This is a genomic window from Streptomyces nymphaeiformis (assembly GCF_014203895.1).
Lineage (GTDB): Bacteria > Actinomycetota > Actinomycetes > Streptomycetales > Streptomycetaceae > Streptomyces > Streptomyces nymphaeiformis.
The window spans coordinates 482,987-504,360 of the sequence record NZ_JACHJY010000009.1 but is presented as its reverse complement, the minus strand read 5'-3'; the positions used below and the strand labels follow the sequence as shown (position 1 = coordinate 504,360).

Annotated in this window: 20 protein-coding genes; 11 read left to right on the top strand and 9 right to left on the bottom strand. The window is 72.2% G+C overall.

Annotated features, from left to right (window positions below):
- Window positions 1-142: 142 nt before the first annotated feature.
- From GGE06_RS30895 to GGE06_RS30880, 4 genes are all read right to left on the bottom strand, one after another.
- Window positions 143-1,033: an amino acid ABC transporter permease gene (locus tag GGE06_RS30895; RefSeq protein ID WP_116158506.1), complete on the bottom strand. Its 891-nt coding sequence runs from the start codon at window positions 1,031-1,033 to the stop codon at window positions 143-145.
- Window positions 1,030-1,704, bottom strand: coding sequence for an amino acid ABC transporter permease (locus GGE06_RS30890; protein ID WP_116158505.1), 675 nt, complete (start codon window positions 1,702-1,704; stop codon window positions 1,030-1,032). The genes GGE06_RS30895 and GGE06_RS30890 overlap by 4 nt, the downstream gene beginning before the upstream one ends.
- 119 nt (window positions 1,705-1,823) lie before the next feature.
- Window positions 1,824-2,642 carry a glutamate ABC transporter substrate-binding protein gene (locus GGE06_RS30885; RefSeq protein WP_116158504.1) on the bottom strand — a complete coding sequence of 273 codons (819 nt, stop codon included), beginning with the start codon at window positions 2,640-2,642 and terminating at the stop codon, window positions 1,824-1,826.
- A 55-nt stretch (window positions 2,643-2,697) separates the two neighbouring features.
- On the bottom strand, window positions 2,698-3,483 hold the full coding sequence (locus GGE06_RS30880) for an amino acid ABC transporter ATP-binding protein (RefSeq protein ID WP_116158503.1): 786 nt from the start codon (window positions 3,481-3,483) through the stop codon (window positions 2,698-2,700).
- Between the two features lie 293 nt (window positions 3,484-3,776).
- Here GGE06_RS30880 and GGE06_RS30875 point away from each other — a divergent pair, with 293 nt between their 5' ends.
- Together GGE06_RS30875 and GGE06_RS30870 are read left to right on the top strand one after the other, a co-directional pair.
- Window positions 3,777-4,490, top strand: coding sequence for a response regulator transcription factor (locus tag GGE06_RS30875; protein WP_116158502.1), 714 nt, complete (start codon window positions 3,777-3,779; stop codon window positions 4,488-4,490).
- 18 nt (window positions 4,491-4,508) lie between these two features.
- Window positions 4,509-5,906 carry a sensor histidine kinase gene (locus GGE06_RS30870; RefSeq protein WP_184932370.1) on the top strand — a complete coding sequence of 466 codons (1,398 nt, stop codon included), beginning with the start codon at window positions 4,509-4,511 and terminating at the stop codon, window positions 5,904-5,906.
- A gap of 37 nt (window positions 5,907-5,943) precedes the next feature.
- On the opposite strand, the gene GGE06_RS30865 is transcribed toward GGE06_RS30870, so the two are convergent.
- The 4 genes from GGE06_RS30865 to GGE06_RS30850 form a co-directional block, all read right to left on the bottom strand.
- On the bottom strand, window positions 5,944-6,942 hold the full coding sequence (locus GGE06_RS30865; RefSeq protein ID WP_116158500.1) for a TAXI family TRAP transporter solute-binding subunit: 999 nt from the start codon (window positions 6,940-6,942) through the stop codon (window positions 5,944-5,946).
- Window positions 6,943-7,043: 101 nt separating this feature from the next.
- Complete coding sequence (locus GGE06_RS43530; RefSeq protein WP_116158499.1) at window positions 7,044-8,225, bottom strand: RCC1 domain-containing protein; 1,182 nt, start codon at window positions 8,223-8,225, stop codon at window positions 7,044-7,046.
- A gap of 15 nt (window positions 8,226-8,240) precedes the next feature.
- On the bottom strand, window positions 8,241-9,398 hold the full coding sequence (locus GGE06_RS30855; protein ID WP_116165282.1) for an RCC1 domain-containing protein: 1,158 nt from the start codon (window positions 9,396-9,398) through the stop codon (window positions 8,241-8,243).
- A gap of 14 nt (window positions 9,399-9,412) precedes the next feature.
- Window positions 9,413-10,642 carry an RCC1-like domain-containing protein gene (locus GGE06_RS30850; protein WP_184932369.1) on the bottom strand — a complete coding sequence of 410 codons (1,230 nt, stop codon included), beginning with the start codon at window positions 10,640-10,642 and terminating at the stop codon, window positions 9,413-9,415.
- A gap of 667 nt (window positions 10,643-11,309) precedes the next feature.
- Here GGE06_RS30850 and GGE06_RS30845 point away from each other — a divergent pair.
- The 3 genes from GGE06_RS30845 to GGE06_RS30835 are packed head-to-tail and all read left to right on the top strand — an operon-like array spanning window position 11,310 to window position 14,182.
- Complete coding sequence (locus GGE06_RS30845) at window positions 11,310-11,789, top strand: hypothetical protein (protein WP_116158497.1); 480 nt, start codon at window positions 11,310-11,312, stop codon at window positions 11,787-11,789.
- Window positions 11,790-11,833: 44 nt separating this feature from the next.
- On the top strand, window positions 11,834-12,790 hold the full coding sequence (locus GGE06_RS30840; RefSeq protein WP_181924481.1) for a hypothetical protein: 957 nt from the start codon (window positions 11,834-11,836) through the stop codon (window positions 12,788-12,790).
- 18 nt (window positions 12,791-12,808) lie between these two features.
- On the top strand, window positions 12,809-14,182 hold the full coding sequence (locus tag GGE06_RS30835; protein ID WP_184932368.1) for a hypothetical protein: 1,374 nt from the start codon (window positions 12,809-12,811) through the stop codon (window positions 14,180-14,182).
- On the opposite strand, the gene GGE06_RS30830 is transcribed toward GGE06_RS30835, so the two are convergent.
- A complete protein-coding gene (locus tag GGE06_RS30830) occupies window positions 14,183-15,820 on the bottom strand; it encodes a glutamate--tRNA ligase (RefSeq protein ID WP_116158495.1) in 1,638 nt (545 codons plus the stop codon).
- Window positions 15,821-16,004: 184 nt separating this feature from the next.
- On the opposite strand from GGE06_RS30830, the gene GGE06_RS30825 reads away from it, so the two are divergent.
- From GGE06_RS30825 to GGE06_RS30800, 6 genes are all read left to right on the top strand, one after another.
- A complete protein-coding gene (locus GGE06_RS30825) occupies window positions 16,005-17,216 on the top strand; it encodes an MFS transporter (protein WP_184932367.1) in 1,212 nt (403 codons plus the stop codon).
- The gene (locus GGE06_RS30820; RefSeq protein ID WP_116158493.1) at window positions 17,213-18,130 is read left to right on the top strand and encodes a TIGR03619 family F420-dependent LLM class oxidoreductase; all 918 of its coding nucleotides are present in this window, start codon (window positions 17,213-17,215) and stop codon (window positions 18,128-18,130) included. Before GGE06_RS30825 ends, GGE06_RS30820 begins: the two co-directional genes overlap by 4 nt.
- 37 nt (window positions 18,131-18,167) lie before the next feature.
- Window positions 18,168-19,079 (top strand): LysR family transcriptional regulator, encoded by a 912-nt coding sequence (locus tag GGE06_RS30815; protein ID WP_181924480.1) that lies wholly within the window; start codon window positions 18,168-18,170, stop codon window positions 19,077-19,079.
- A 157-nt stretch (window positions 19,080-19,236) separates the two neighbouring features.
- Entirely contained in the window at window positions 19,237-20,166 is a 930-nt protein-coding gene (locus GGE06_RS30810) for a DMT family transporter (protein ID WP_116158491.1), read from the top strand.
- Between the two features lie 117 nt (window positions 20,167-20,283).
- Window positions 20,284-20,889, top strand: a complete 606-nt coding sequence (locus GGE06_RS30805; RefSeq protein WP_116158490.1) for a LuxR C-terminal-related transcriptional regulator — start codon at window positions 20,284-20,286, stop codon at window positions 20,887-20,889.
- 37 nt (window positions 20,890-20,926) lie between these two features.
- Complete coding sequence (locus tag GGE06_RS30800; RefSeq protein WP_184932366.1) at window positions 20,927-21,346, top strand: tautomerase family protein; 420 nt, start codon at window positions 20,927-20,929, stop codon at window positions 21,344-21,346.
- Window positions 21,347-21,374: the final 28 nt, after the last annotated feature.

Below are 21,374 nucleotides of genomic sequence, written 5' to 3'. Positions count from 1 at the left end.
GGCACGAGCCCGGTGGTTGATCACAGACCGTATGCAACCCACTGAGGGTGCCCGCGTCAAGCGACGGGGTGGGCGCGGTGCGGTTGACCTGGGATCAGTACCGCTCCGGCCCACCCCTGGTGGCTCACGGACCTCTTGGCCGTCAGGCGCCGCTGACGGCTTCCGACTTCACGTCGGTGGCTCCCGCCTGGGCGGGGAGGGTCACCGAGGGGGACTTCCTGCCACGCCGCAGCCGCTTCTCGAGACGGCTCGCGAGGGTGGTGAGGAGGAAGTTGAGGACGATGTAGAGGAGCGCGATGACCACGAGCGTGGCGATGGTGTTCGCGCCGTAGTTGGCCGTGATCTGCCGGTTCTGGCTGAGCAGCTCCCCGAAGCCGAGCAGGGCGCCGCCGAGCGCGGTGTCCTTCACGATGACGACGAGCTGGCTGACCAGGGCCGGGAGCATGACGGTCACGGCCTGCGGCAGCAGGACGTACAGCATGGTCTGGCCCTTGCGCATGCCGAGCGCGACGGCCGCGTCGCCCTGGCCCCGGGGCAGGGTGAGCACGCCGGCCCGGACGACCTCGGCGATGACGGAGGCGTTGTAGAGCACCAGGCCGGTGACGACCGCGTACAGCGGGCGGAAGTCGGAGCTGACGGTCGTGAACTCGCGGTACAGGGCGCTCGCGAACATCATCAGGAGCAGCACCGGGATGGCGCGGAAGAACTCCACGAGCGCGCCGACGGGCACGCGTACCCAGCGGTGGTCGGAGAGCCGGCCGATGCCGAGGGCCGCGCCGAGCGGCAGCGCGATGACGATGGACAGCGCCGCGGCCTTGAGGGTCTCGGTGAGGCCGGGCAGCAGGTACGTCGTCCAGACCTGGGAGTCGGTGACGAACGGACTCCACTTGTCCGCGTCCAGCTGGTGCTTGGCGTTCAGGGCGTCGAGCACCCACCAGCCCACCAGGGCGAGGACCGCGAGGAAGACGATCGTGTAGACGACGTTGCGCCGCTTCGCGCGCGGGCCGGGGGTGTCGTACAGGACGGAGCTCATCGCTTCACCGCCAGTCGCTTGGCCGCCCAGCCGAGGACCAGGCCGGTGGGGAGGGTGAGGACGATGAAGCCGAAGGCGAAGATCGCGAAGACGGTGAAGAGGGCGTCGGTCTCGTTCTCCAGCATCGTCTTCATCAGGAGCGAGGTCTCTGCGGCGCCGATCGCGGCCGCCACCGTGGTGTTCTTGGTGAGGGCGATCAGGACGTTCGCGAGGGGGGTCACCGAGGCGCGGAAGGCCTGCGGGAGGATCACGAGCCGGAGGACCTGGGTGAAGCTCAGGCCCAGCGCGCGGGCGGCCTCGGCCTGGCCCGGCGGCACGGTGTTGATGCCCGAGCGCAGCGCCTCGCAGACGAAGGTGCCGGTGTAGGCGACGAGTCCGAGGACGGCGAGGCGGAAGCCGATGTTCTCGAAGGTCTCCGCGCCGAGCGTGACGCCCAGGGTCTGGTTGAGGCCCAGCAGGCAGGCGACGAGGACCACCGTCAGCGGAGTGTTCCGGACGATGTTGACGTACGCGGTGGCGAAGCCCCGCATCAGCGGGACCGGGCTGACCCGCATGGCGACCAGGGCGGTGCCCCAGACCAGTGAGCCGATCGCCGAGTAGAGGGCGAGCTGAGCCGTCACCCAGAAGGCGCCGAGCAGGTCGTACTGCCCGGAATCAAGAAAGTCGAACACGATGCCCCGCGCTCTCCCCTGGTGGTCGGTCGGTGTGGAGGCCGCCGCGTGGGCGGCGGCCGGTGCCGGTGCGACGGCCGCCCGAGTGCGGGGCGGCCGTCACGGCAGAGGCGGGTGGGTTACTTCTGGATCGCCGGCGCGGCCTCGTACTTGTAGCCGGAGGGGCCGAAGTTCGCCTTGACGAGCTTCTCCCAGGTGCCGTCGGAGACCATCTTCTCCAGCGCCTTGTTGATCTTGCCGCGCAGCTCGTCGTCGCCCTTCTTCAGGCCGATGCCGTAGTTCTCGTCGCTCATCTTCAGGCCGACGAGCTTGAACTTGCCCTGGAGCTCCTTCTGCGAGGCGTAGCCCGCGAGGATGGAGGCGTCCGTGGTGAGGGCGTCGACGGCCTTGTTCTCCAGGCCGGTGAGGCACTCGGAGTAGCCGCCGAGCTGCTGGAGGTCGGCCTTCGGGGCGAGCTTCTCCTTGACGTTCTGCGCGGAGGTCGAGCCGGTGACCGAGCAGAGCTTCTTGGAGTTGAGGTCCTCGACCTTGGTGATCGAGTTGTCGTCGGCGCGGACGAGGAGGTCCTGGTGGGTCAGGAAGTACGGACCCGCGAAGTCGACCTCCTTCTTGCGCTTGTCGTTGATCGAGTAGCTGGCGACGACGAACTTCACGTCACCGTTCTTGATCAGGTTCTCGCGCTCGGCGCTCGGCGCCTGCTTCCAGTCGATCTTGTCCTCGGAGTAACCGAGCTCCTTCGCCACGTACTTGGCGACGTCCACGTCGAAACCGGCGTACTTGCCGTCCGGGGTCTTCAGGCCCAGGCCCGGCTGGTCGAACTTGATGCCGATGGTGATCTTGTCGCCGTTGCTGCCGGAGTCGGAGCCGCTGCCGCAGGCGGTGGCGGTGAGGGCGAGGACGACGACGGCCGCGGCGGCGGCGGTGCTGCGAAGCTTCATGGAGGAAAGTTCCCTTGAGTAGGCGTGAGTGGGGAAGACTAGGTCGTCAACTCGCTCAGTGGTGAAGGATTTTGGACAGGAAGTCCTTGGCCCGGTCACTGCGCGGGTTGCTGAAGAACTCCTCGGGTGTCGCCTGCTCGACGATCTTTCCGTCGGCCATGAAGACGACGCGGTTGGCGGCGGAGCGCGCGAAGCCCATCTCGTGGGTCACGACCACCATCGTCATGCCGTCCCGGGCCAGCTGCTGCATGACCTCCAGGACCTCGTTGATCATCTCCGGGTCCAGGGCCGAGGTCGGCTCGTCGAAGAGCATGACCTTCGGGTCCATGGCCAGCGCGCGGGCGATCGCCACGCGCTGCTGCTGGCCGCCGGAGAGCTGAGCGGGGTACTTGTCCGCCTGGGTGCCGACGCCGACCCGGTCGAGCAGGGCCCGGGCCTTGGTCTCGGCGGCCTTCTTCTCCGTCTTGCGGACCTTGATCTGGCCCAGCATCACGTTCTCGAGCACCGTCTTGTGCGCGAAGAGGTTGAACGACTGGAAGACCATGCCGACGTCGGAACGCAGCCTTGCCAGCTCCCGGCCCTCCTGCGGCAGCGGCTTGCCGTCGATGGTGATGGTGCCGGAGTCGATGCTCTCCAGCCGGTTGATCGTGCGGCACAGCGTCGACTTGCCGGACCCGGAGGGCCCGATGACGACCACGACCTCGCCGCGGGTGATCGTCAGATCGATGTCCTGGAGGACATGCAGCGCGCCGAAGTGCTTGTTCACGTCGGACAGTACGACCAGGTCGTCCGCGGCACGCGGGGTGGCCTCGGGACTCTTGGACACTGACTCTCCGCTCATCGGCCTCTTGCTCCGTCCTCCTCGGTTGGGGAGGACACTAGAGACCCGATGTGACGACCGTCATCACATCTGAGCGGAAATTGAGGATAACGATACGGCCGCAACCGGACACAGAGTGTGAAGGTGACGGCCGGGCCGTACCGGGTCCATAACGGAAACGCCGACGTAACAGGGGGACACTTGACTGTGACACCCATGTTCGGTGTTCATGCCCTGGTGGCACCTGGTACACAGAGAGCCGCCATCGACAGACCACGAAAGATCACGAAGCAATCTTCACGGAGGAGGTACGCATGCGACTGCTGCTCGTCGAGGACGACGACCACGTCGCCGCCGCTCTCTCCGCGATCCTCGCGAAGCACGGCTTCACGGTCAACCACGCGCGCAACGGCGAGGAGGCCCTCCAGGCCGTCCTGCCCACCGCGCAGGGCGAGCGTCCCTCGTACGGGGTGATCCTGCTCGACCTCGGACTGCCCGACCAGGACGGCTACCAGGTCTGCGGCCGCATCCGGAAGCTCACCACCACTCCGGTGATCATGGTGACCGCGCGCGGTGACGTGCGCTCCCGGATCCACGGGCTCAACCTCGGCGCCGACGACTACGTCGTCAAGCCCTACGACCCCGGCGAGCTCCTCGCCCGCATCCACGCCGTCAGCCGGCGCCGCGCCGGAACCGAGGAGACCGGCGGCACCCAGGGCACCGCCGACGGGACCGTTCTGCGGCTCGGCGCCGTCACCATCGAGCTGCCCACCCGACGGGTCAGCGTCGACGGCGAGAGCGTCCCGCTCACCCGCAAGGAGTTCGACCTGCTCGCCCTCCTCGCCCAGCGGCCCGGCGTCGTCTTCCGCCGCGAGCAGATCATCAGCGAGGTCTGGCACACCAGTTGGGAGGGGACCGGCCGCACCCTGGAGGTGCACGTCGCCTCCCTGCGCTCCAAGCTGCGCATGCCCGCCCTGATCGAGACCGTACGGGGCGTCGGCTACCGCCTCGTCGCCCCCGCGGCGTAAAACCCGGACGGCTCCGACGTGCGCACCCGACTCCTCCCGCTGCTCATCGTGCTGATGGCCGGCGTGCTGCTCGCCCTCGGCTTCCCGCTGGCCGCCAGCCTCGCCGCGTCCGAGCAGCAGCGGGTCGTCGTCGACCGGCTCGACGACGCCGCGCGCTTCGCCGCCCTCGCCCAGTTCGTCGGCGAGAGCAGCCCCGGCACCGACGAGCGGCGCGCCACGCTCAGCGGCGAACTCGCCAGCTACCACGACGTGTACGGCATCCGCGCCGGGATCTTCTACCGCGACAACCGCGCCATGGCCGCCGCCCCCGAGGACTGGGTCGTCCCGGACGCCGGGGAGGGCAGGCGCGCCTTCAACGAGGCACTGCTCGGCCGCCGCAGCCACGACCCGCCGCAGGTCTGGCCCTGGCAGGGCGACGCCCGGCTCACCATCGCCTCGCCCGTCGTCCGCGACGGGGACGTCGTCGCCGTCGTCGTCACCGACTCGCCCACCGGACAGCTCCGCTCCCGCATCCTGCGCGGCTGGCTGCTGATCTTCGCGGGCGAGGCCGCCGCGATGCTGCTCGCCGTCGGCGCCGCCTTCCGCCTCACCGGCTGGGTCCTCCGGCCGGTCCGCGTCCTCGACGCCGTCACCCACGACATCGCCACCGGCCGGATGAACTCCCGCGTCGCCGCCACCGGCGGACCGCCCGAACTGCGGCGCCTCGCCCACTCGTTCAACGAGATGGCCGACAACGTCGAGGACGCCCTCGAACAGCAGCGGGCCTTCGTCGCCGACGCCTCCCACCAGCTGCGCAACCCGCTCGCCGCGCTGCTCCTGCGGATCGAGCTGCTCGCCCTGGAGCTCCCCGAGGGCAACGAGGAGATCGCCTCCGTACGGACCGAGGGCAAGCGCCTCGCCCAGGTCCTCGACGACCTCCTCGACCTGGCGCTCGCCGAGCACGCGGCCGCCGAGCTGCGGCTCACCGACGTCGGCGCGCTCACCGACGAGCGGGTCGCGTCCTGGCGCCCGGTCGCCGAGGACAAGGGCGTCACGCTGACCGGGGAGTGCGGGGCGGTCACCGCCTGGGCCGACCCGGTGGCGCTCTCCAGCGCCCTCGACGCGGTGATCGACAACGCGCTGAAGTTCACCCCCGCCGGGGAGGAGGTCACGGTCACCGTCGTCCCGGACCGGTCGACCGTCGCCGTCGTCGTCGCCGACCACGGGCCGGGCCTCACCGAGGAGGAGCTCGGCCGCGTCGGCGACCGCTTCTGGCGCTCCGGCCGCCACCAGAACGTCAAGGGCTCCGGCCTCGGCCTCTCCATCGCGCGCGTCCTGCTCACGGCGGGCGGCGGAGGCGTGACCTTCGCCCCGAACGAGCCGCACGGGCTCCGGGTGACGGTGACGGTCCCGCGGCAGGCGCCCGCCGAGCGCTAGGGCTTCACGGCCCGGTGACAGCGGTGGGCGCCGAGCGTCAGGGCTTCACCGACTGGTAGTAGCGGCGGGCGCCGTCGTGGAGTTTCAGGGGCTCCGTGTAGACGGCGGTGCGCAGGTCCACCAGCTGGGCCGGGTGGACCTGGCGTCCGATCCCGTCGCGGCTCCTGATCACCGTACGGGTGAAGCCCTCGACCAGGTCGTCGTCGGCGTCCACCGTGGTGACCAGGAGGTTCGCCACCGCCAGGGTCTCGATCGGCCGGCCCTCCTGCGCCTTGCCGTACGCGTCCGCCGGGATCACCGCCGACCGGTAGTAGCGGGTCGAGTCGCCGACGTCGTGCAGCCGGTCGACCAGCTTCTCGTCCAGCGGGATCAGCCGGATCCGGAAGTGCCCGGACAGCGCCTGCACCGCCTCGGTCGGCAGTCCGCCCGACCAGAAGAAGGCGTCGAGCTCGTCCCGCTCAAGCAGCCCCGGCATCGTGTCGATGCCCGCCGCGACCGACCGCACGTCCAGGTCCGGGGTCAGGCCCGCCGCCGCGAGCACTCGGTCGGCGATCAGCCGCACGCCGGACCCGGCCTGGCCGACCCCGACCCGGAGCCCGCGCAGGTCCTGGACCTTCCGCACCGGAGAGCCGCTGGGCACGACGAGCTGTACGTAGTCGTCGTAGAGCCGTGCGCAGCCGCGCAGCCGCTCGAAGCCGGCCCTGCGCTCGCGCTGGTACTGGGCCACGGCGTCGGCCGTCGCGACCGTGAAGTCGGCCTCGCCCGTGGCGACCCGGGCCAGGTTCTGCTGGGAGCCCTCGCTGTCCTTGAGCGTTATCGACACCTTGGGCAGGTCCTGCGCCAGGGCGTTCTTGAGGAGCGCTCCGTACTTCTGGTAGACGCCGGTGGGGACCCCCGTACTGAACGTGACCGAGCCGCTCGGGGCGGGGGAACCGAACGGGACCAGCCACCACACCAGCACCCCGCACAGCGCGAGCAGCGCGGCCGAGACCGCCAGGACACGGCGGCGGGCGGCACGGGAGAGCGAGGCGAACATGCGGCGATCCTGCCAGGTCGCCGGCGCGTCTGGCCAGGGACGGCGGTGCCGGAGGCCGGCGCCGGAGGCCCGTGCGGGTGCCGCACGGGCCTCCGGACCCGTCAGTAGGCGAAGGCGGACTTGCCCGTCATCGTCGTGGCGACCTGGGTGATGCCGCTGCCGGGCGGCAGCGCCACGGTGGTGCCGGTGGGGTTGGTGGTCGAGCCGTCGCCGAGCTGCGCGGCCGCGTTGGCGCCCCAGCCGATCACCGAACCGTCGTCGAGCGCGGCCACCGTGAAGTCGGCGCCGCCCGCGATGCTCTGGACGCCCTTGATCGAGTCCAGGACGACCGGGGTGGTGCGGTTGGCGTTCGTGCCGTCGCCGAGCTGCTTGTCGGTGTTCTTGCCCCAGCCGGCCAGGCTGCCGTCGTCGAGGACGGCGAAGCCGGACGCGGAGGTGGCGAAGATCTTCGCCACGGCGTCGAGGTAGGCGACGTCCACCGGCTTGTTGCTGTCGGTGGTCGAGTCGTTGCCGAGCTGGCCCTCGGCGCCCTTGCCCCAGGCCTTCACGATGCCGTCGGCGGTGAGCGCGAGGACGTGGTCGCAACCCACGGCGATCGACTCGACGTCGACGAGGTCCGGGACCTTCTGCGGGGTCTCGCGGGTGGTGTTGTTGCCGGTGCCGAGGCGTCCGTTGTCGCCCTTGCCCCAGGTCCAGACCGTGCCGTCCTGCCGGAGCGCCACGCTGAAGTCGCACCCGGCGGCGACGTCCTTCACCTTGTCGAGGCTCTGCACGGGGATCGGGGCCTTGTACGGGTTGGTGGTGTCCTGACCGGTGCCCAGCTGCTTCGAGGCGTTGCTGCCCCAGGCGAGGACCCGGCCGCCCTTGACGGCGAGGACGTGGTTGGCGCCCGCGGAGACCTCGCTCACGCCGGAGAGCCCGGCGACGGTCGCGGGGAAGGACTGGGCGGTGAGGGTGCCGTTGCCGAGCTGGCCGGTGGCGTTGGAGCCCCAGCTCTTGACGGTGCCGTCCTTGAGGAGGGCGACGGCGAAGGGGTTGGCGGTGGTGCCGGTGCCGCCTCCGCCGCCGGACAGCTCGCGGACGTCGTCACGGGTGATGCCGATGACGGCGGCGGGGGTCTGCTGGGCGAGGACGCTGCCGTTGCCGAGCTGCCCCTGGGCGTTCTCGCCCCAGGCGCGGACCCAGGGGTCGGTGCCGGCGGCGTGGGCCGTCAGGCAGGGGGCGGCGAGGGCGGTGGCCGCCGTCAGGGCGGTGAGCAGGGTGATGCGTGCGGGGAGTTTCATGGGGACCTTTCGAGGTCAGTAGGCGTAGCTGGACCTGCCGACGGTGGAGGCCGCGACGCGGGTCGCGCCGCTGCCCGGGGGCAGGGCGACGACGGGGGTGACGGAGTTCGTGGTGGAGGCGTCGCCGAGCTGGCCGGTGTCGTTCTCCCCCCAGCCGAGGACGGAGCCGTCGGCGAGGACGGCGACGGTGTGGCTGTAGCCCCCGGCCAGGCCGAGGACGTCGGTCAGGGCGGGGACGGGGACGGGGGTGGTGCGGGAGACCGTGCTGCCGTCCCCCAGCTGGCCTCGGCCGTTCCAGCCCCAGGCGCGTACGGCTCCGTCGTCGAGGACGGCGAAGCTGTGGTAGGCGCAGGCGAAGATCCGGGCGACGTCGTCGAGGTGCTGGACGTCGACGGGGACGGAGCTGGGTGCGGTGCTGTCGTTCCCCAGCTGCCCGTTGGTGTTGTAGCCCCAGGCCTTCACCGTTCCGTCCGCCGTGCGGGCGAGCGAATGGTTGCAGCCGGCGGCGACCTCCACCACGTCCGTGAGTCCGGGGACCCGCTGAGGGGTGTTCCGGTTGTCGTTGGAACCGAGGCCGAGCTGGCCGGAATTGTTCTGCCCCCAGGTCCAGACCGTGCCGTCCTCGCGGAGGGCGACGGCGTGGTAGCAGCCGGCGGCGATGTCGGCGACCCGGTTCAGACTCTGGACGGCGACAGGCCGGTTGGTGCCCGTCGTCGAGCCGTCGCCGAGCTGCCCGTAGGCGTTGTCGCCCCAGGCGAGGACCCGGCCGCCGCGGACGGCGTAGCCGAAGTGGTAGCCGGCGGCCACCTGGGACACCCCGGAGAGTCCGGCGACGGCGGCCGGGAAGAACCGGTCCGTCGTGGTGCCGTCGCCGAGCTGGCCTTTGGAGTTGCCGCCCCAGGCCTGGACCGTGCCGTCGTTCATGAGGGCGACGGCGAAGGCGCTGCTGTCGGTCCAGCCGCCTCCCGCCAGCTCGCGGACGCCGGCTCGGGCCAGGCCCTGGACGTCGGCCGGGGTCTGCTGGACGAGGGTGGTGCCGTTGCCGAGCTGACCGGCGCCGTTCGCGCCCCAGGCCCGTACCCAGGGATCACGGGGTTCGGCGTGGGCGGGGACGGCGGTGAGGGCGGCCAGGGCGAGGGTCGCGACGACAGCGCGTACGTGTGCGTACGTCATGCCGGTCACCGGCCTCAGTACGCGTATGTCGTGTTGCCGCCCAGGGAGACGGCCACGTCCTTGATCGCCGAGCCCTCGTTGAGGATCTTCACCGACTCGAAGCGGGAGACCGTCGTGCCGTTGCCGAGCTGGCCCTCGCCGTTGTGGCCCCAGGCGAAGACGTCGTCCGCGGTGACGGCGACGCCGTGCCGGGCGCCCGCCGCGAGGTGCTGGACGCCCTCCAGGCGCGGGATCTCGACGGGGGCGGTGCGGTTGGTGCGGGAGATGTTGTCGCCGAAGGCCTCGTCGCCCTCCAGGAGCTGGCCGTACTGGTTGTTGCCCCAGCCGTAGACGTGGCTGTCGCTCGTCTTGGCGTAGTTGTGCCAGGCGCCCGCCTCGATGTCGGAGACGCCCTCCAGCCAGTCGACGTCCACCGGGGTGGTGGAGGACTTGGTGGAGGAGTTGCCGAGTTGGCCGTAGAGGTTGTAGCCCCAGGACTTCACCGTGTCGTCGGCGGTCAGCGCGAGGGCGTGGTAGCAGCCGGCGTCGATCTCGACGATGTTCTCCAGGCCCTGCACCTGCCGGGGCACGGAGCTCGTGGCGCGGTTGCCGGTGCCGAGCTGGCCGTGGATGCCGCGGCCCCAGGCGTACACCTTGCCGTTCTCCAGGAGGGCGAGGCTGAAGTCGCAGCCGGCCGAGATCTGCTTGACCTTCGGCATGCCCTGGACGCGGTCGGGGACCGTACGGCTGTCACCGGTGCGGTTGTTGCCGAGCTGGCCGTAGGCGTTGTCGCCCCAGGAGTAGACCTGGCCGTTGGTGTCGAGGGCCAGGGCGTGCTTCCCGCCGGCCGCGATGTCCTTGATGTTGGTCAGGCGCGGGACGGTGGTGGGCACGGTCTGGTTGGTGTTGCCGCCGTTGCCGAGCTGGCCGGAGGAGTTGTGGCCCCAGGACTTGACCGTCTTGTCGGTCCGGGCGAGGACGAACGAGTCGGCCGAGGACGTGCCGCCGGCCGACATCTGGTCGACGTCGCCGCGGAAGAGGCTGGTGACCGAGGTCGGGCTCAGGCTGTCGGCCAGGGTGCCGTTGCCGAGCTGGCCGGTGCGGCCGGCACCCCAGCTCAGGACGGTCGGATTGCCCTCGTTGGCGCTTGCAGCGGCCGGGGCGAGCGCCGGGACGGCGGCGAGCGCGGCGGCCGTGAGGACGGCGGCGGCGAACGGTAGGCCGCGGGAGGGGGTACGCAGGGGACTGCGGCGTGTACGGGACATGGCTCTGCTCTCCTTCGATGGGGACATACGGGAGCGCTGCGCCCGGTCGGCCGGCGGCTCCGCGGGGGAGGGCGGAGGCGCGCGCGGGACGGGCGCGGGTCATGCGGACAGGCCGTGCCGGTGCCTTGGGCATGGGGTGCCCAAGGCCTGGTGCGGCGGCCGGGACGGGCCGCCGGGCACAAGATCAGACTGTCCGAGAACGATCACCGCGGCGAGCCGGAGGCGATGAAACACCCGTCTGACGGACGCCCGTTCGGGGACGCGCCGAAGGGGGGCGCGTTCACCCTCCGGCCGCGTGTCGGCGGGGTCTTCGCGGCCGGCTCCGGTGGGCGGCCGAACGGAGGCGGCCGGGGGAGTGAGGCCCCCCGCCGCGTACGGTCGCCCGCCCTCACGCCCATGCCCGGGAATCCCTGCGAAAGGGTGGACCGGCGGCTCTACGGACGGCCCGCGAACGTCCCCGGTCCGGCTCCTCGCGACGGCCCCGAATGCGCTCCGCCGAAGTGGTGAGCGGGCCCGTCGGCGCGCGCCGCGCCGTGTGTCCTGCCGGGCCGCCGGGGCCCCTGCGGTTAGCGTCGAGTCACGCTCGGTGATCTTGAGGGCAGTCCCCTGTCCGCCCCTGGCGTCCCCTTCCGAGCTCGTCAACTCACCCCTGTCCCAAGGGAGTTCCATGTCCCACGTGAAGCCGCGCCGCCTGCTCGGCGCCGTCCTGCTCGCCGCCGCCCTGGCCCTGCCCATGACCTCGGTCGCCCACGCCGAGGAGTGCAAGCCCGACGACCAGGCCTGCCTGGACAAGGAGGCCAACGCCAAGGAGGCCAAGAAGATCGAGGAACAGCAGAAGAAGACCCAGGAGGCGGCCGGCAAGGCCGACAAGGACATCAAGGACGTCGGCAAGAAGATCGACGAGTGCCCGCCCGGCTCCGATTCCTGCATGGGCAAGCTGACCTCTGGCCAGGGCGCCGCCGAGGAGAAGGGCGTCAAGGACATGACCGAGACCATCTCCACGTTCGAGCCCGAGCCCACCGACAACGCGCAGTCAGCCGTGACCTCCACCTGCGCGGACTTCCCCGGCTCCCTGCCGCAGGGCTCCGGCGACCCGGGGCAGTCCCCCTTCCCGGTCGACCAGCTCTGCTCCCTGCTCGGCTCCTGACGTCGCCCGCCATCCACCCCCACGTCCCGAAGGGTTCCTCCGCCATGTCTCCGCGCAGTCCCCGCGCCGTCCTGCCCGCGCTCGTCCTCGGCCTCGCCGCGCCGCTCGCCCTGCTCGCCCCGCCCGCCGCCGCCGACGACGCGGGGCCGGGCGAGACCCCCGTCCCCCGCGCCCTCACCGCCGACGGGCGCCCGGCCAAGGTCGGCGACGTGCTGAGGTACTGCGGCTCCCAGCGCTCCGCCTGCACGTTCAAGATCGACCCGAAGCTGGGCCGTGAGTACGTCACCTCCGTGAAGTCGCTCGGCAACGCGGTGGTCAACTGCACCCAGAGCGACATGGCCGTCGAGCGGACGGTCAACCTGAGGATCAGCAGCACCGACAACATCGGCGGCGAGATCTCGGGGAAGATCGCCGCCGAGGGCACGGTCTCCGCCTCCGGCGAGGTCACCACGAACCTCACCAACGACATCACCAGCGAGAACAAGACCCCCAACCTCAAGGACGGTCCGACCTCGACGAACGGCACCAAGACCGGCGTCGCCGCGGGCGGCAAGGTGGCCGGCTCGCTGAGCGCCAAACTCGCCTTCGAGGCCGCGTTCAAGGCCACGTATTCCCGGTCCTGGACCGTGGAGAACACCGAGACGACCGTCTACAAGTCCACCGTCAACGCGCACGACATGCTCGTCTTCGGCGCGAGCATCTCCATGCGGCGCGTGGTCGGCAGCCTCGTCGGCAAGAACGGGCAGCGGATCCTCAACATCGCGGTGGACAGCCCCTCGTCGGTCTCCAGCAGCATGTTCGTCGCCCAGACGTACGCCGCCCCCGCCGGCCTCTGCAACGGCACGCGGCCCACCGGCCCCACCGCCCCCACCCCGGCCCCCGGCCCCGGCCCCGCCCCTGCCCCCGCTCCGCCGTCCGCCGCCGAAGTGCCCGCCGCGCGGGCCGTGCCCCCGGGCGCCGAGCCGAAGAGCGTCGTCGAACTGCCCGCCGACGCTTCCTGATCCGGGAGGAGAACCACCATGAACCGCACCACGCTCTCCGCCCTCGTCGTCCTCGGGGCCGCCGGACTCCTGCTGCCCGCGCCTCCCGTGTCGGCCGCCCCCGCCGAGCAGGACGTCGCCGTCCTCAACGGCGACTTCGCCGAGCCCGTGATGAAGGGCGACGGCCCCACCACCGTCGGCATCGACTTCTGGACCGGCCTCAACCAGCGCTACTCGCCCACCGCTTCGGGCCGCACCGACGCCTCCCACGGCGTCGCCCTCCAGAAGGACGGCAACACCCTCCGCCAGCGGCTCCGCGGGGTCCGCGCCGGGGCCAAGGTCACCGTGACCTACGAGGACAGCCCCGCCGTCTCCAAGGAGTGCACCGGTCCACAGGTCGCCGACGGCCAGCCGTACGCGGTGGACGGCTCCGGCGGCCCCGTCCAGGAGGTCACCACCGCCGGCGACCCCGACCGGGTCAAGGGCACTCCCGGCAAGGGCCGTTGGACCGGACGCGCCTACGTCTTCACGGCTGGCGAGAACGAGCCGATGCTCACCTTCACCTCACGCGTCACCGACTCCAAGACCCATGTGACCTGCACGCCGATGATCGCCCGCATCCGCGCCGTCGAGGTGCCGCCGCCCGTCGACATGACCGTCGACAAGACGAACCTCGGCACCTCGGAGGCGTACAAGGGCAACGAACGGGAGAGCAGCCTGCACAACGCGGCCGCCGCCTGCAACGGCGAGAACGCCTGCACCTTCCGGCCGGACGCCCGGACCTCCTTCCGCTACTACGACGAGGCGCGGGTCGTCGGCGAGGCCTTCGTCAACTGCACCCGGAACACCCTGGAGCACAGCCGGCTCCTCTCGTACGCCGAGCGCAGCCACGACAGCATCTCCCAGACGTACGCCGAGGCCGGCCTCGCGCTCCCCGAGGTGGCCCGGCTGCCCACCACCGGCGTACGGGAGGAGGACGAGAAGCGGATCAAGGAGCGGCCGATGGCCACCCAGTTCGCCCTCGCCTACGAGCAGGGCTGGCAGCGGCCCTGGCAGTGGTTCAGCAGCGACCAGCGGACGGTGGTGGAGCGGATCCAGCCCGGTGAGGTCAGCTGGGTCGAGATGCAGCCGAGCCGCGAGCGGGTCGAGGGCTGGTTCGTCAGCAAGAAGGACGACTACCGGCTGCACGCCGTCATCGACGGACCCTCGCGTGCCGTGCCCGACCGGCTGCTCCAGCGCACCGGTCCCATGTCCGAGGCCGAGAAGCAGCGCTGCGGAGCCGCCCGGCCGATGACCACGACCCCCGTGGGGGCGACCGCTCCCGCGAGCTCCAGCGACAAGGGCCTCCTCAAGGCGCCGGCGCCGACCGCCCCGGGCGTCCGCGCCTCGGCCCGGAGCCTGCCGCTGACGTAGTCACGGGCCCGCCACGGCGGTCAGGCGGCGCACCACCTCGTCCCGGCCCAGGGCGTGCGCCACGGCGACGAGGTCCGGGCTGCGGGTGGCGCCCGTCAGCGCGACCCGGACCACGTTCGCGACCTGCCTCGGCGGTCCCGCCCAGCGGTCCGGGTCCCGGCGCCAGGAGGCCGTGTCCGGGGCGAAGCCGTGGCGCCCGGCGATCTCCCCGAGCCTCGTGAACCACTCGTCGGGAGAGACGGTGGCGAACTCGGCTGCGACAGCCCGCACTCGGTCTGAAGGCAGGCCGCCGTAGCGGTCGTCCCCGGGCTCCGGCGCCGGGCCGAACAGGTCCGCGAAGAAGAAGCCGTACCGGTCGCGGAAGCACGACCAGCGCTCCAGGTCCTTGCGGGCCGGCGCGCCCTCCGGTCGTCCCGTCGCCACGGCCGCCAGGGCGAGGTCCTCGTGGCGGGCGAGCACGGAGCCGAGCTCCGGGTCGTACTCCTCCGCCCAGGCGAGCAGCTGCCCGTACAGCTCGCCCGGGGAGAGCGAGGCGATGAACTCGCGGCTCAGCGAGTGCAGTTTGGGCAGGTCGAGCAGTGGCCCCGAGGGGCGCATGCCGTCGAGCCGGACGTCGGCGGCGAGCGCCTCCGCGGTGGGGACGTCCATGAGCCGGATGTTGGCCAGGCCCCGCAGATAGTGCTGGACCGCGGCGGGCGGATAGCCGGCGGACAGGTAGTAGCCGACGGACGCCTCGGGGTCCTTGCGCTTGCTGAGCTTGCGGCGCGAGGGCCCCTCCGCCTTCATCAGCGGGGCGAGGTGCGCGTACGAAGGCGGCTCGAAGCCGAGCGCCGCGTGCAGCTGCAGATGGACCGGGGTCGAGGAGAGCCACTCCTCGCCGCGTACGACGAGGGTCACCCGCATCAGGTGGTCGTCCACGACGTGCGCGAAGTGGTAGGTGGGGAGGGGCAGTTCCTCCTCGGAGGACTTGAGGAGGACGATGTCGTTGCCGTTGTCCTGCATGGTGACGGAGGCCCGGATGCGGTCCGTGAACCGGACCCGGCCGGGGAACTCGTACGGGCAGCGGAACCGCACCACGTACGGCTCGCCGGCCGCGAGCCGCCGCGCCGCCTCCTCCGGCGCGAGCGTCCGGCACGGCGCCCAGCGCCCGTAGTAGCCCAGCGGCGAACGCCCCGCGCGCTGCTCCTCCGCGCTCCGGGCGAGCAGCTCCCGCCCGCAGAAGCAGGGGTACGCGCGGTCGCGGCGAAGGAGGTCCCGCACATGGCTGAGGTACACCTCCCGGCGCTCCGACTGGAGGTACGGCCCCCACGCCCCGTCCCCGGCGACACCGCCCTCGTCCGGGGCGAGCCCGAAGGCCCCGAGCAGCCGCGAGAACTCCTCGGCGGCGCCCGCCACCTGCCGGGACCGGTCGGTGTCCTCGACGCGCAGCACGTGCACCCCGCCCGACTGGCGGGCGAGCGCCCGGGCGACGGCCGCCGTGTAGAGGCCGCCGATGTGCAGGTGTCCGGTGGGGCTCGGGGCGAAGCGCGTGACCTCGGCGCCGTCCGGCAGGGCGCGCGGACCGAACCGCCGCTCCCAGTCGGCCGGTTCCGGGAGGTCTGGCGGGAACATCGCGTTGATGACGGACAGATCGAGCACGGTGGACTCCCTCCTGGGGTTCCTGGAGAGATCCACGGTAGGTCGATGACCGGCCGATTCGAGAGGAGCGACGGTCGGAGGCTGCGGAACTCCGAACCCTCCTCGGCGTTGTGGGCTGCGACGGGCAGGTCCGGTCAGTAGCGTCCCGAGGACCGTATCCACGCAGCGAACGTCAGGGGGTGTGATGGGCGGCACGCGCGCGGTGGGCCTGCTCGCGCTCGGCTCCTTCGCCATGGGGACCGACGCCTACGCGATGGCAGGACTGCTCCCGGACATGGGCGCCGACCTGGACGTCTCCGTCTCCCTCGCGGGACAGTCCGTCACCGCCTTCACCCTCTGCTACGCCCTCGCCGCCCCGCTCCTCTCGGCCGTCCTCGCCCGCTGGGGCACCCGCACGGTCCTCGTCACCGCACTCGTCGTCTTCGTCCTCGCCAACGCCGGGACGGCGCTCGCCGGTTCGTACGCCGCGCTGCTCGGCACCCGGGCCCTCGCCGGCGCCGGAGCGGGCCTCTTCACCCCGGCGGCGGCCACCGCGGCCGTCGCGCTCGTCCCGCCCGAGCGGCGCGGGCGCGCCCTCGGCCTGGTCCTCGGCGGGATGAGCGCGGGCACCGTGCTCGGCGTGCCGCTCGGGCTGCTCGTCGCGGAAGGCTCCGGCTGGCGGGCGGCCCTGTGGCTGGTCACCGGGCTCGGTCTGGCCGCGCTGCTGGGCGTCGCGACGGCGCTGCCGCCGGTACGGGGAGCCGCGGCGCCCTCGCTGCGGGCCCGGATCGGCGCCCTCGCCCGGCCCCGGGTCGCCGTGGTCGTCGCCGTCACCTTCACCCAGACCGTGGCGAGCCTCGGGCTCTACACCTACCTCCAGCCGGTGCTGCACCGCGTCGCCGGCATCGGCAGCGCCGTGCCGTACCTCTGGGTCTGGGGCATCGGCGGGGTCTGCGGCAGCTTCCTCGCCGGGACCCTCGTCGACCGGACGGGGCGGCCCGCCCGCCTCGCCGTCGTCCTCCTCGGCACCCTCGGCGGCGCCCTGGCGCTGCTGCCGTGGACCGGCGCCGTACCCGGGCTCGTCCTGCTGCCGCTGCTCGTCTGGGGCGCGGTCGGCTGGGCCTTCGTCGTGCCGCAGCAGCACCGGCTGCTCGACGGCGAGGCCTCCGGGGCCGCCGCCGTCGGCCTCAACAGCTCCGCCACCTACCTCGGCGGCGCCGTCGGCTCCGCGCTCGGCGGCCTCGCCCTCGCCCACGGGCTCGACGCCGGCCGGCTCCCGCTCCTCGCCGCCGCGGTCGCGCTCACGGGAGTCCTCCTCCACCTCGCGGTGGCCCGGCGCCTCACCGGGCCACCGCTTCGGAACAACGCCCAAGGGGCCGGCGCCGTGACCGCGGCCCCCGAAAGGAACGCCTCATGAAGTTCGGCGTCAATCTGCCCAACTACGGGCCCGAAGCCACTCCCGACGCCCTCGCCGACTGGGCGCTGCGGGTCGAGGCGATGGGCTACCACTACGCCATGGTCTCCGACCACGTCGCGCTCACCCCGGACGTCCAGCACCTCTTCCCCGCCCCGTTCTACGACCCCTTCGCGACCCTCGCCTGGCTCGCCGGGGTCACCAGGACGGTCGGGCTCGGCACCACGGTGACGATCCTCCCGTACCGGCATCCCGTGCACACCGCCCGCGTCGCCGCCAACATCGACCGGTTCAGCAACGGCCGTCTCGTGTTCGGCGCGGCGGCCGGCTGGGCCGCCCGGGAGTTCGCCGTCCTCGACGTCCCGTACCGCAGGCGCGGGGCGATCAGCGACGAGTACCTCGCCGCGATCAAGGCCTGCTGGGCCGACGAGGTCGCCTCCTTCGACGGCGCCCACGTCTCCTTCCGCGAGGTCCACACCGGGCCGCTGCCCGTGCAGCGCCCGGGACCGCCCGTCTGGGTCGGCGGCCACAGCTACGGAGCGCTGCGCCGCGCCGTCCGCCTCGGCGACGCCTGGCACCCCACCTCCGTCTCCGGCGACTGGCTCCTCGGCGTGGGCCTGCCGACCCTCCGGCAGGTCGCCGAGGAGCAGGAACGGCCCGTGCCCGCCCTCTGTCCCCGGATCAAACTGCGGGTCACGTCCCGGCCCCTGGGCCCCGGCCGGCTGCTCGGCGAGGGCACCCTGGCGCAGATCGCCGACGACCTCGGACTCCTCCAGGACCTCGGGGCGGACGCCGTCGTCCTCGACCCCACCTACCCGGGCGACCGGCGGGAGGCGGGCCGCACCGCGCGGGACCTCGACGTCCTGGAGACACTGGTCAAGGAGGTCATCGACGTGGACGCCGGCTGCGTACGATGACGAGACGCTGACGAAGGGCGGGGGAGGGGTGCGGGACATGACCGATCCGGACCTGCGGAAGCTGCGCGTGCTCAGGGAGCTCAGCGAGCGCGGCACCGTCAGCGCGGCCGCCCAGGCCCTCCACCTCACCCCGCAGGCCGTCTCGCAGCAGATCAGCGCCCTGGGACGGGAGTTGGGCGTCCCGCTCACCGAACCGTCCGGGCGCCGACTGCGTCTCACCGGCGCCGCGCGGATCGTCCTCCGGCACGCCGACGCCGTGTTCACCCAGATCGAGCAGATGCGAGCCGAACTCGCCGCGCACGGCAGCGGCGAGAGCGGCGAGGTCGCGGTGGCCGGTTTCTCCACCACCCTCTCGGCGCTGATCCTGCCCGCCGTGGCCCGGCTCCGGGAGAGCCGGCCGCTGCTGCGGACCTCGCTGGCCGAGGTCGACCCGCCGGAGAGCTTCTCCCTGCTGCACCGGGGGGAGACGGACGTCGTCATCTCCGCGGACACCGCGGGGACGGCCGGCGAGGACCCGCGCTTCCACCGGGTCGCGCTCTGTGACGACCCCTTCGACATCGCCCTGCCGGAGGGCCACCGGCTCCTCGACAGCCCCCGGCTGCTCCTCGCCGACCTCGCCGAGGAGACCTGGATCTTCGCGACGACCGGCATGTGCCACGACATCGGCGTCGCCGCCTGTACGGCCGCCGGGTTCACCCCGCAGGCCTCCCACGCCATCGGCGACTGGGACGCGACGCTCGCGGCGGTGCGGCTCGGCCTCGGGGTCGCGCTCGTCCCGCGGATGGCCAAGCCGGCGCCCCGGCCCGAGGTGACGATCCGCGCGTTCAGCGAGCAGGCCCCGTCCCGCACGGTCTTCGCGGCCGTACGGGAGGGCAGCCAGGCCTCCCCGGAGATCGCCGCCGTCCTGGACGCGCTCCGCACGGTCGCCAGGGCGGCCGTCGCCGCCTGACCAGGCGGAACGCAATACGTCACGGCTCGTGGAAGGTACCGTCCACGAGCCGTTGCTGGACCCGCCCGTCCGCCGCTGCGAGGCTCGGTCCCGTACCGCGGACCACTTCGCGCGTCCCCTTCTTCTCCCCTTGCCTTCCCCTGGAGCAGGAACACCCATGTCCAAAGCCACGTACGCGCGGCTGGCCGCGCTGAGCCTCATCTGGGGCTCCGTCTTCCTGTGGATCAAGATCGCCGGATACGGCTTCTCGCCCGTCCAGATGGTGCTCATCCGGCTCGCCCTCGGCGCCGTCGTCATCCTCGCCATCGGCTACGCGAAGGGGCTCCGGTTGCCCAAGGACCCCGCCACCTGGGGGCACCTGACGGTCGCCGCGCTCCTCGGCAACGCCGTCCCCTGGACCCTCTACGCCGAGGGCGAGATCGCCGGGTCCAGCAGCGTCGCCGCCGTCGTCAACGGCAGCGCGCCCATCTGGACCCTCGCGGCCGCGCTGCTCCTCGGCCAGGAGAAGCGGGTCTCCGCCTTCAAGGCCGGCGGCGTGCTGCTCGGCCTCGGAGGCACCGCGCTCATCGCCTCCCCCTGGAACGCCGCCTCGGCGGGCACCGGTTGGAGCATCCTCTGCTTCGTCCTCGGCTCGATCAGCTTCGGCGCCAGCTTCGCGTACATGGGCAGGTTCCTCGTGGGCAGGGGCATTCCGCCGCTGATGCTGGCGGGCGGGCAGCTCAGCGCCGCGACCGTGCTCCTCCTCGCCGCCTTCCCGTTCCTCGGCCTCCAGTCCGTGACCTGGCGCGCCGACTCGGTGATCTCCGTCCTCGTCCTCGGCGTGGTCTGCACCGGCTTCGCCGCGCTGCTCAACTTCGAGCTGATCATCAAGGACGGGCCCACGGTCGCTTCCACCGTCACCTACCTGATGACCGCGGTGGCCGTCGTCCTCGGCGCCGTCGTGCTGCGCGAGCCGCTCGGCTGGACCGTGTGGCTGGGCGCCGTGGCGGTGCTCGTCGCCACCGGTCTGCTGCGCCGCAAGCCCCGCCCGGCGGCCGAACCGGCTCCCGAGGCCGTCCCCGTACCGGCGCCGGCAGCGGCCGATTAGCCGGACCTGACGCATTCAGCAGGACCCAGAAATGCCGGGCCGTCAGCCGCAACATCGTGTTCATTAATGGAGCGGGTGCCGGATGGTAGCGTCACAAGTGGAAACACCCGGCCTTTTATGGGGGAGTCGCACGTGGCTTTTGTGGTCGAACTCGTTTTCCGTGGCAATGAGACGGACCGGTTGAGTTTCGGAGAGGCTCACCGGGCCTACTGGAAAAGAATGGCCGCGCGCGGCATCCTGCTCGGCGGCGGGCCCTGGCGTGACGGCACCGGGGAGTTCCTGGTCTGCGAGGCCCCCGACCGCCGCACGCTCTTACGGGTGCTCTACGCCGACCCGTACGCACAGGCACAGGTCATCGGCGAGCTGCGGGTCCGGGAATGGAACGCCGTCATGGGGCACGTCGTGCTCGCCGGCCTCGAACGGTCCACCGGAGGCGCCGGGACCCACGAGCGAATACGCGGGGGCGCGCCGGCACCCGTCGCGCCGCTCGCCCCGCCGGCACCCGCCGCGCCGAGCGCCCGCGAGGAGCTGACCGCCCACGAGCGGCGCATCGCCACGATGATGCTCGACGGTCTGACGAACAAGCAGATCGCCGAGTCCTTCACGGTCTCCACCCGGGCCGTGGAGCTGCACATCACCCGGATCTACCGGAAGCTCGACATCCGCCGGCGCGCCCAACTGGCCGCTGCCATCGACCGGTTCGAAGCCGCGCTGGCCTGCTGATCAGACCGTTCCACCCCCGTGATGCAAGGGAGTCGTCATGCCGCTCGTCGAGATAACCGTCCCCGAGGGCACCCTGTCCGAGGCAGCCGCGGAGGTCCTGCAGCAGCAGGTCGCCGACTCCGTGCTGACGGCCATGGAGCTGCCCCGCACCGAGTTCTTCGCCGCCGCCACCTGGGTGTACGTCCGCGAGGCCGCCAAGGGGCTCGCCACCACCGGCGCCGGCCGGCCCCCGGGCGTCCTGGTCGTCGTCACGCCCCTGGAGGGCTTCCTCGCGCCCGAACGCAACGAGGCGCTGGCGGCCGAGGTGACCCGGCACGTGCACGCGGCGACCGGGCCGGACACCGTCGTCTGGCTCGTCGTGAACGAGATACCGGAGGGGAACTGGGCCGTGAACGGCGGACTGACCCGCCGCGCGAAGATCGACGAACTCGTCGCCGAGGCGAACCGCGCGAGCTGAATTCCGTATTCCATTCGGAAAGGGCGCC

What these genes read in the sequence shown, in the direction of transcription:
- GGE06_RS30895 (WP_116158506.1), bottom strand. Translation starts at nt 1,033, where the DNA reads ATGAGCTCCGTCCTGTACGACACCCCCGGCCCGCGCGCGAAGCGGCGC.
- GGE06_RS30810 (WP_116158491.1), top strand. Translation starts at nt 19,237, where the DNA reads ATGTCCAAAGCCACGTACGCGCGGCTGGCCGCGCTGAGCCTCATCTGG.
- GGE06_RS30875 (WP_116158502.1), top strand. Translation starts at nt 3,777, where the DNA reads ATGCGACTGCTGCTCGTCGAGGACGACGACCACGTCGCCGCCGCTCTC.
- GGE06_RS30885 (WP_116158504.1), bottom strand. Translation starts at nt 2,642, where the DNA reads ATGAAGCTTCGCAGCACCGCCGCCGCCGCGGCCGTCGTCGTCCTCGCC.
- GGE06_RS30805 (WP_116158490.1), top strand. Translation starts at nt 20,284, where the DNA reads ATGGGGGAGTCGCACGTGGCTTTTGTGGTCGAACTCGTTTTCCGTGGC.
- GGE06_RS30855 (WP_116165282.1), bottom strand. Translation starts at nt 9,398, where the DNA reads ATGACGTACGCACACGTACGCGCTGTCGTCGCGACCCTCGCCCTGGCC.
- GGE06_RS30815 (WP_181924480.1), top strand. Translation starts at nt 18,168, where the DNA reads ATGACCGATCCGGACCTGCGGAAGCTGCGCGTGCTCAGGGAGCTCAGC.
- GGE06_RS30865 (WP_116158500.1), bottom strand. Translation starts at nt 6,942, where the DNA reads ATGTTCGCCTCGCTCTCCCGTGCCGCCCGCCGCCGTGTCCTGGCGGTC.
- GGE06_RS30880 (WP_116158503.1), bottom strand. Translation starts at nt 3,483, where the DNA reads ATGAGCGGAGAGTCAGTGTCCAAGAGTCCCGAGGCCACCCCGCGTGCC.
- GGE06_RS30835 (WP_184932368.1), top strand. Translation starts at nt 12,809, where the DNA reads ATGAACCGCACCACGCTCTCCGCCCTCGTCGTCCTCGGGGCCGCCGGA.
- GGE06_RS30850 (WP_184932369.1), bottom strand. Translation starts at nt 10,642, where the DNA reads ATGTCCCGTACACGCCGCAGTCCCCTGCGTACCCCCTCCCGCGGCCTA.
- GGE06_RS43530 (WP_116158499.1), bottom strand. Translation starts at nt 8,225, where the DNA reads ATGAAACTCCCCGCACGCATCACCCTGCTCACCGCCCTGACGGCGGCC.
- GGE06_RS30825 (WP_184932367.1), top strand. Translation starts at nt 16,005, where the DNA reads ATGGGCGGCACGCGCGCGGTGGGCCTGCTCGCGCTCGGCTCCTTCGCC.
- GGE06_RS30820 (WP_116158493.1), top strand. Translation starts at nt 17,213, where the DNA reads ATGAAGTTCGGCGTCAATCTGCCCAACTACGGGCCCGAAGCCACTCCC.
- GGE06_RS30840 (WP_181924481.1), top strand. Translation starts at nt 11,834, where the DNA reads ATGTCTCCGCGCAGTCCCCGCGCCGTCCTGCCCGCGCTCGTCCTCGGC.
- GGE06_RS30800 (WP_184932366.1), top strand. Translation starts at nt 20,927, where the DNA reads ATGCCGCTCGTCGAGATAACCGTCCCCGAGGGCACCCTGTCCGAGGCA.
- GGE06_RS30845 (WP_116158497.1), top strand. Translation starts at nt 11,310, where the DNA reads ATGTCCCACGTGAAGCCGCGCCGCCTGCTCGGCGCCGTCCTGCTCGCC.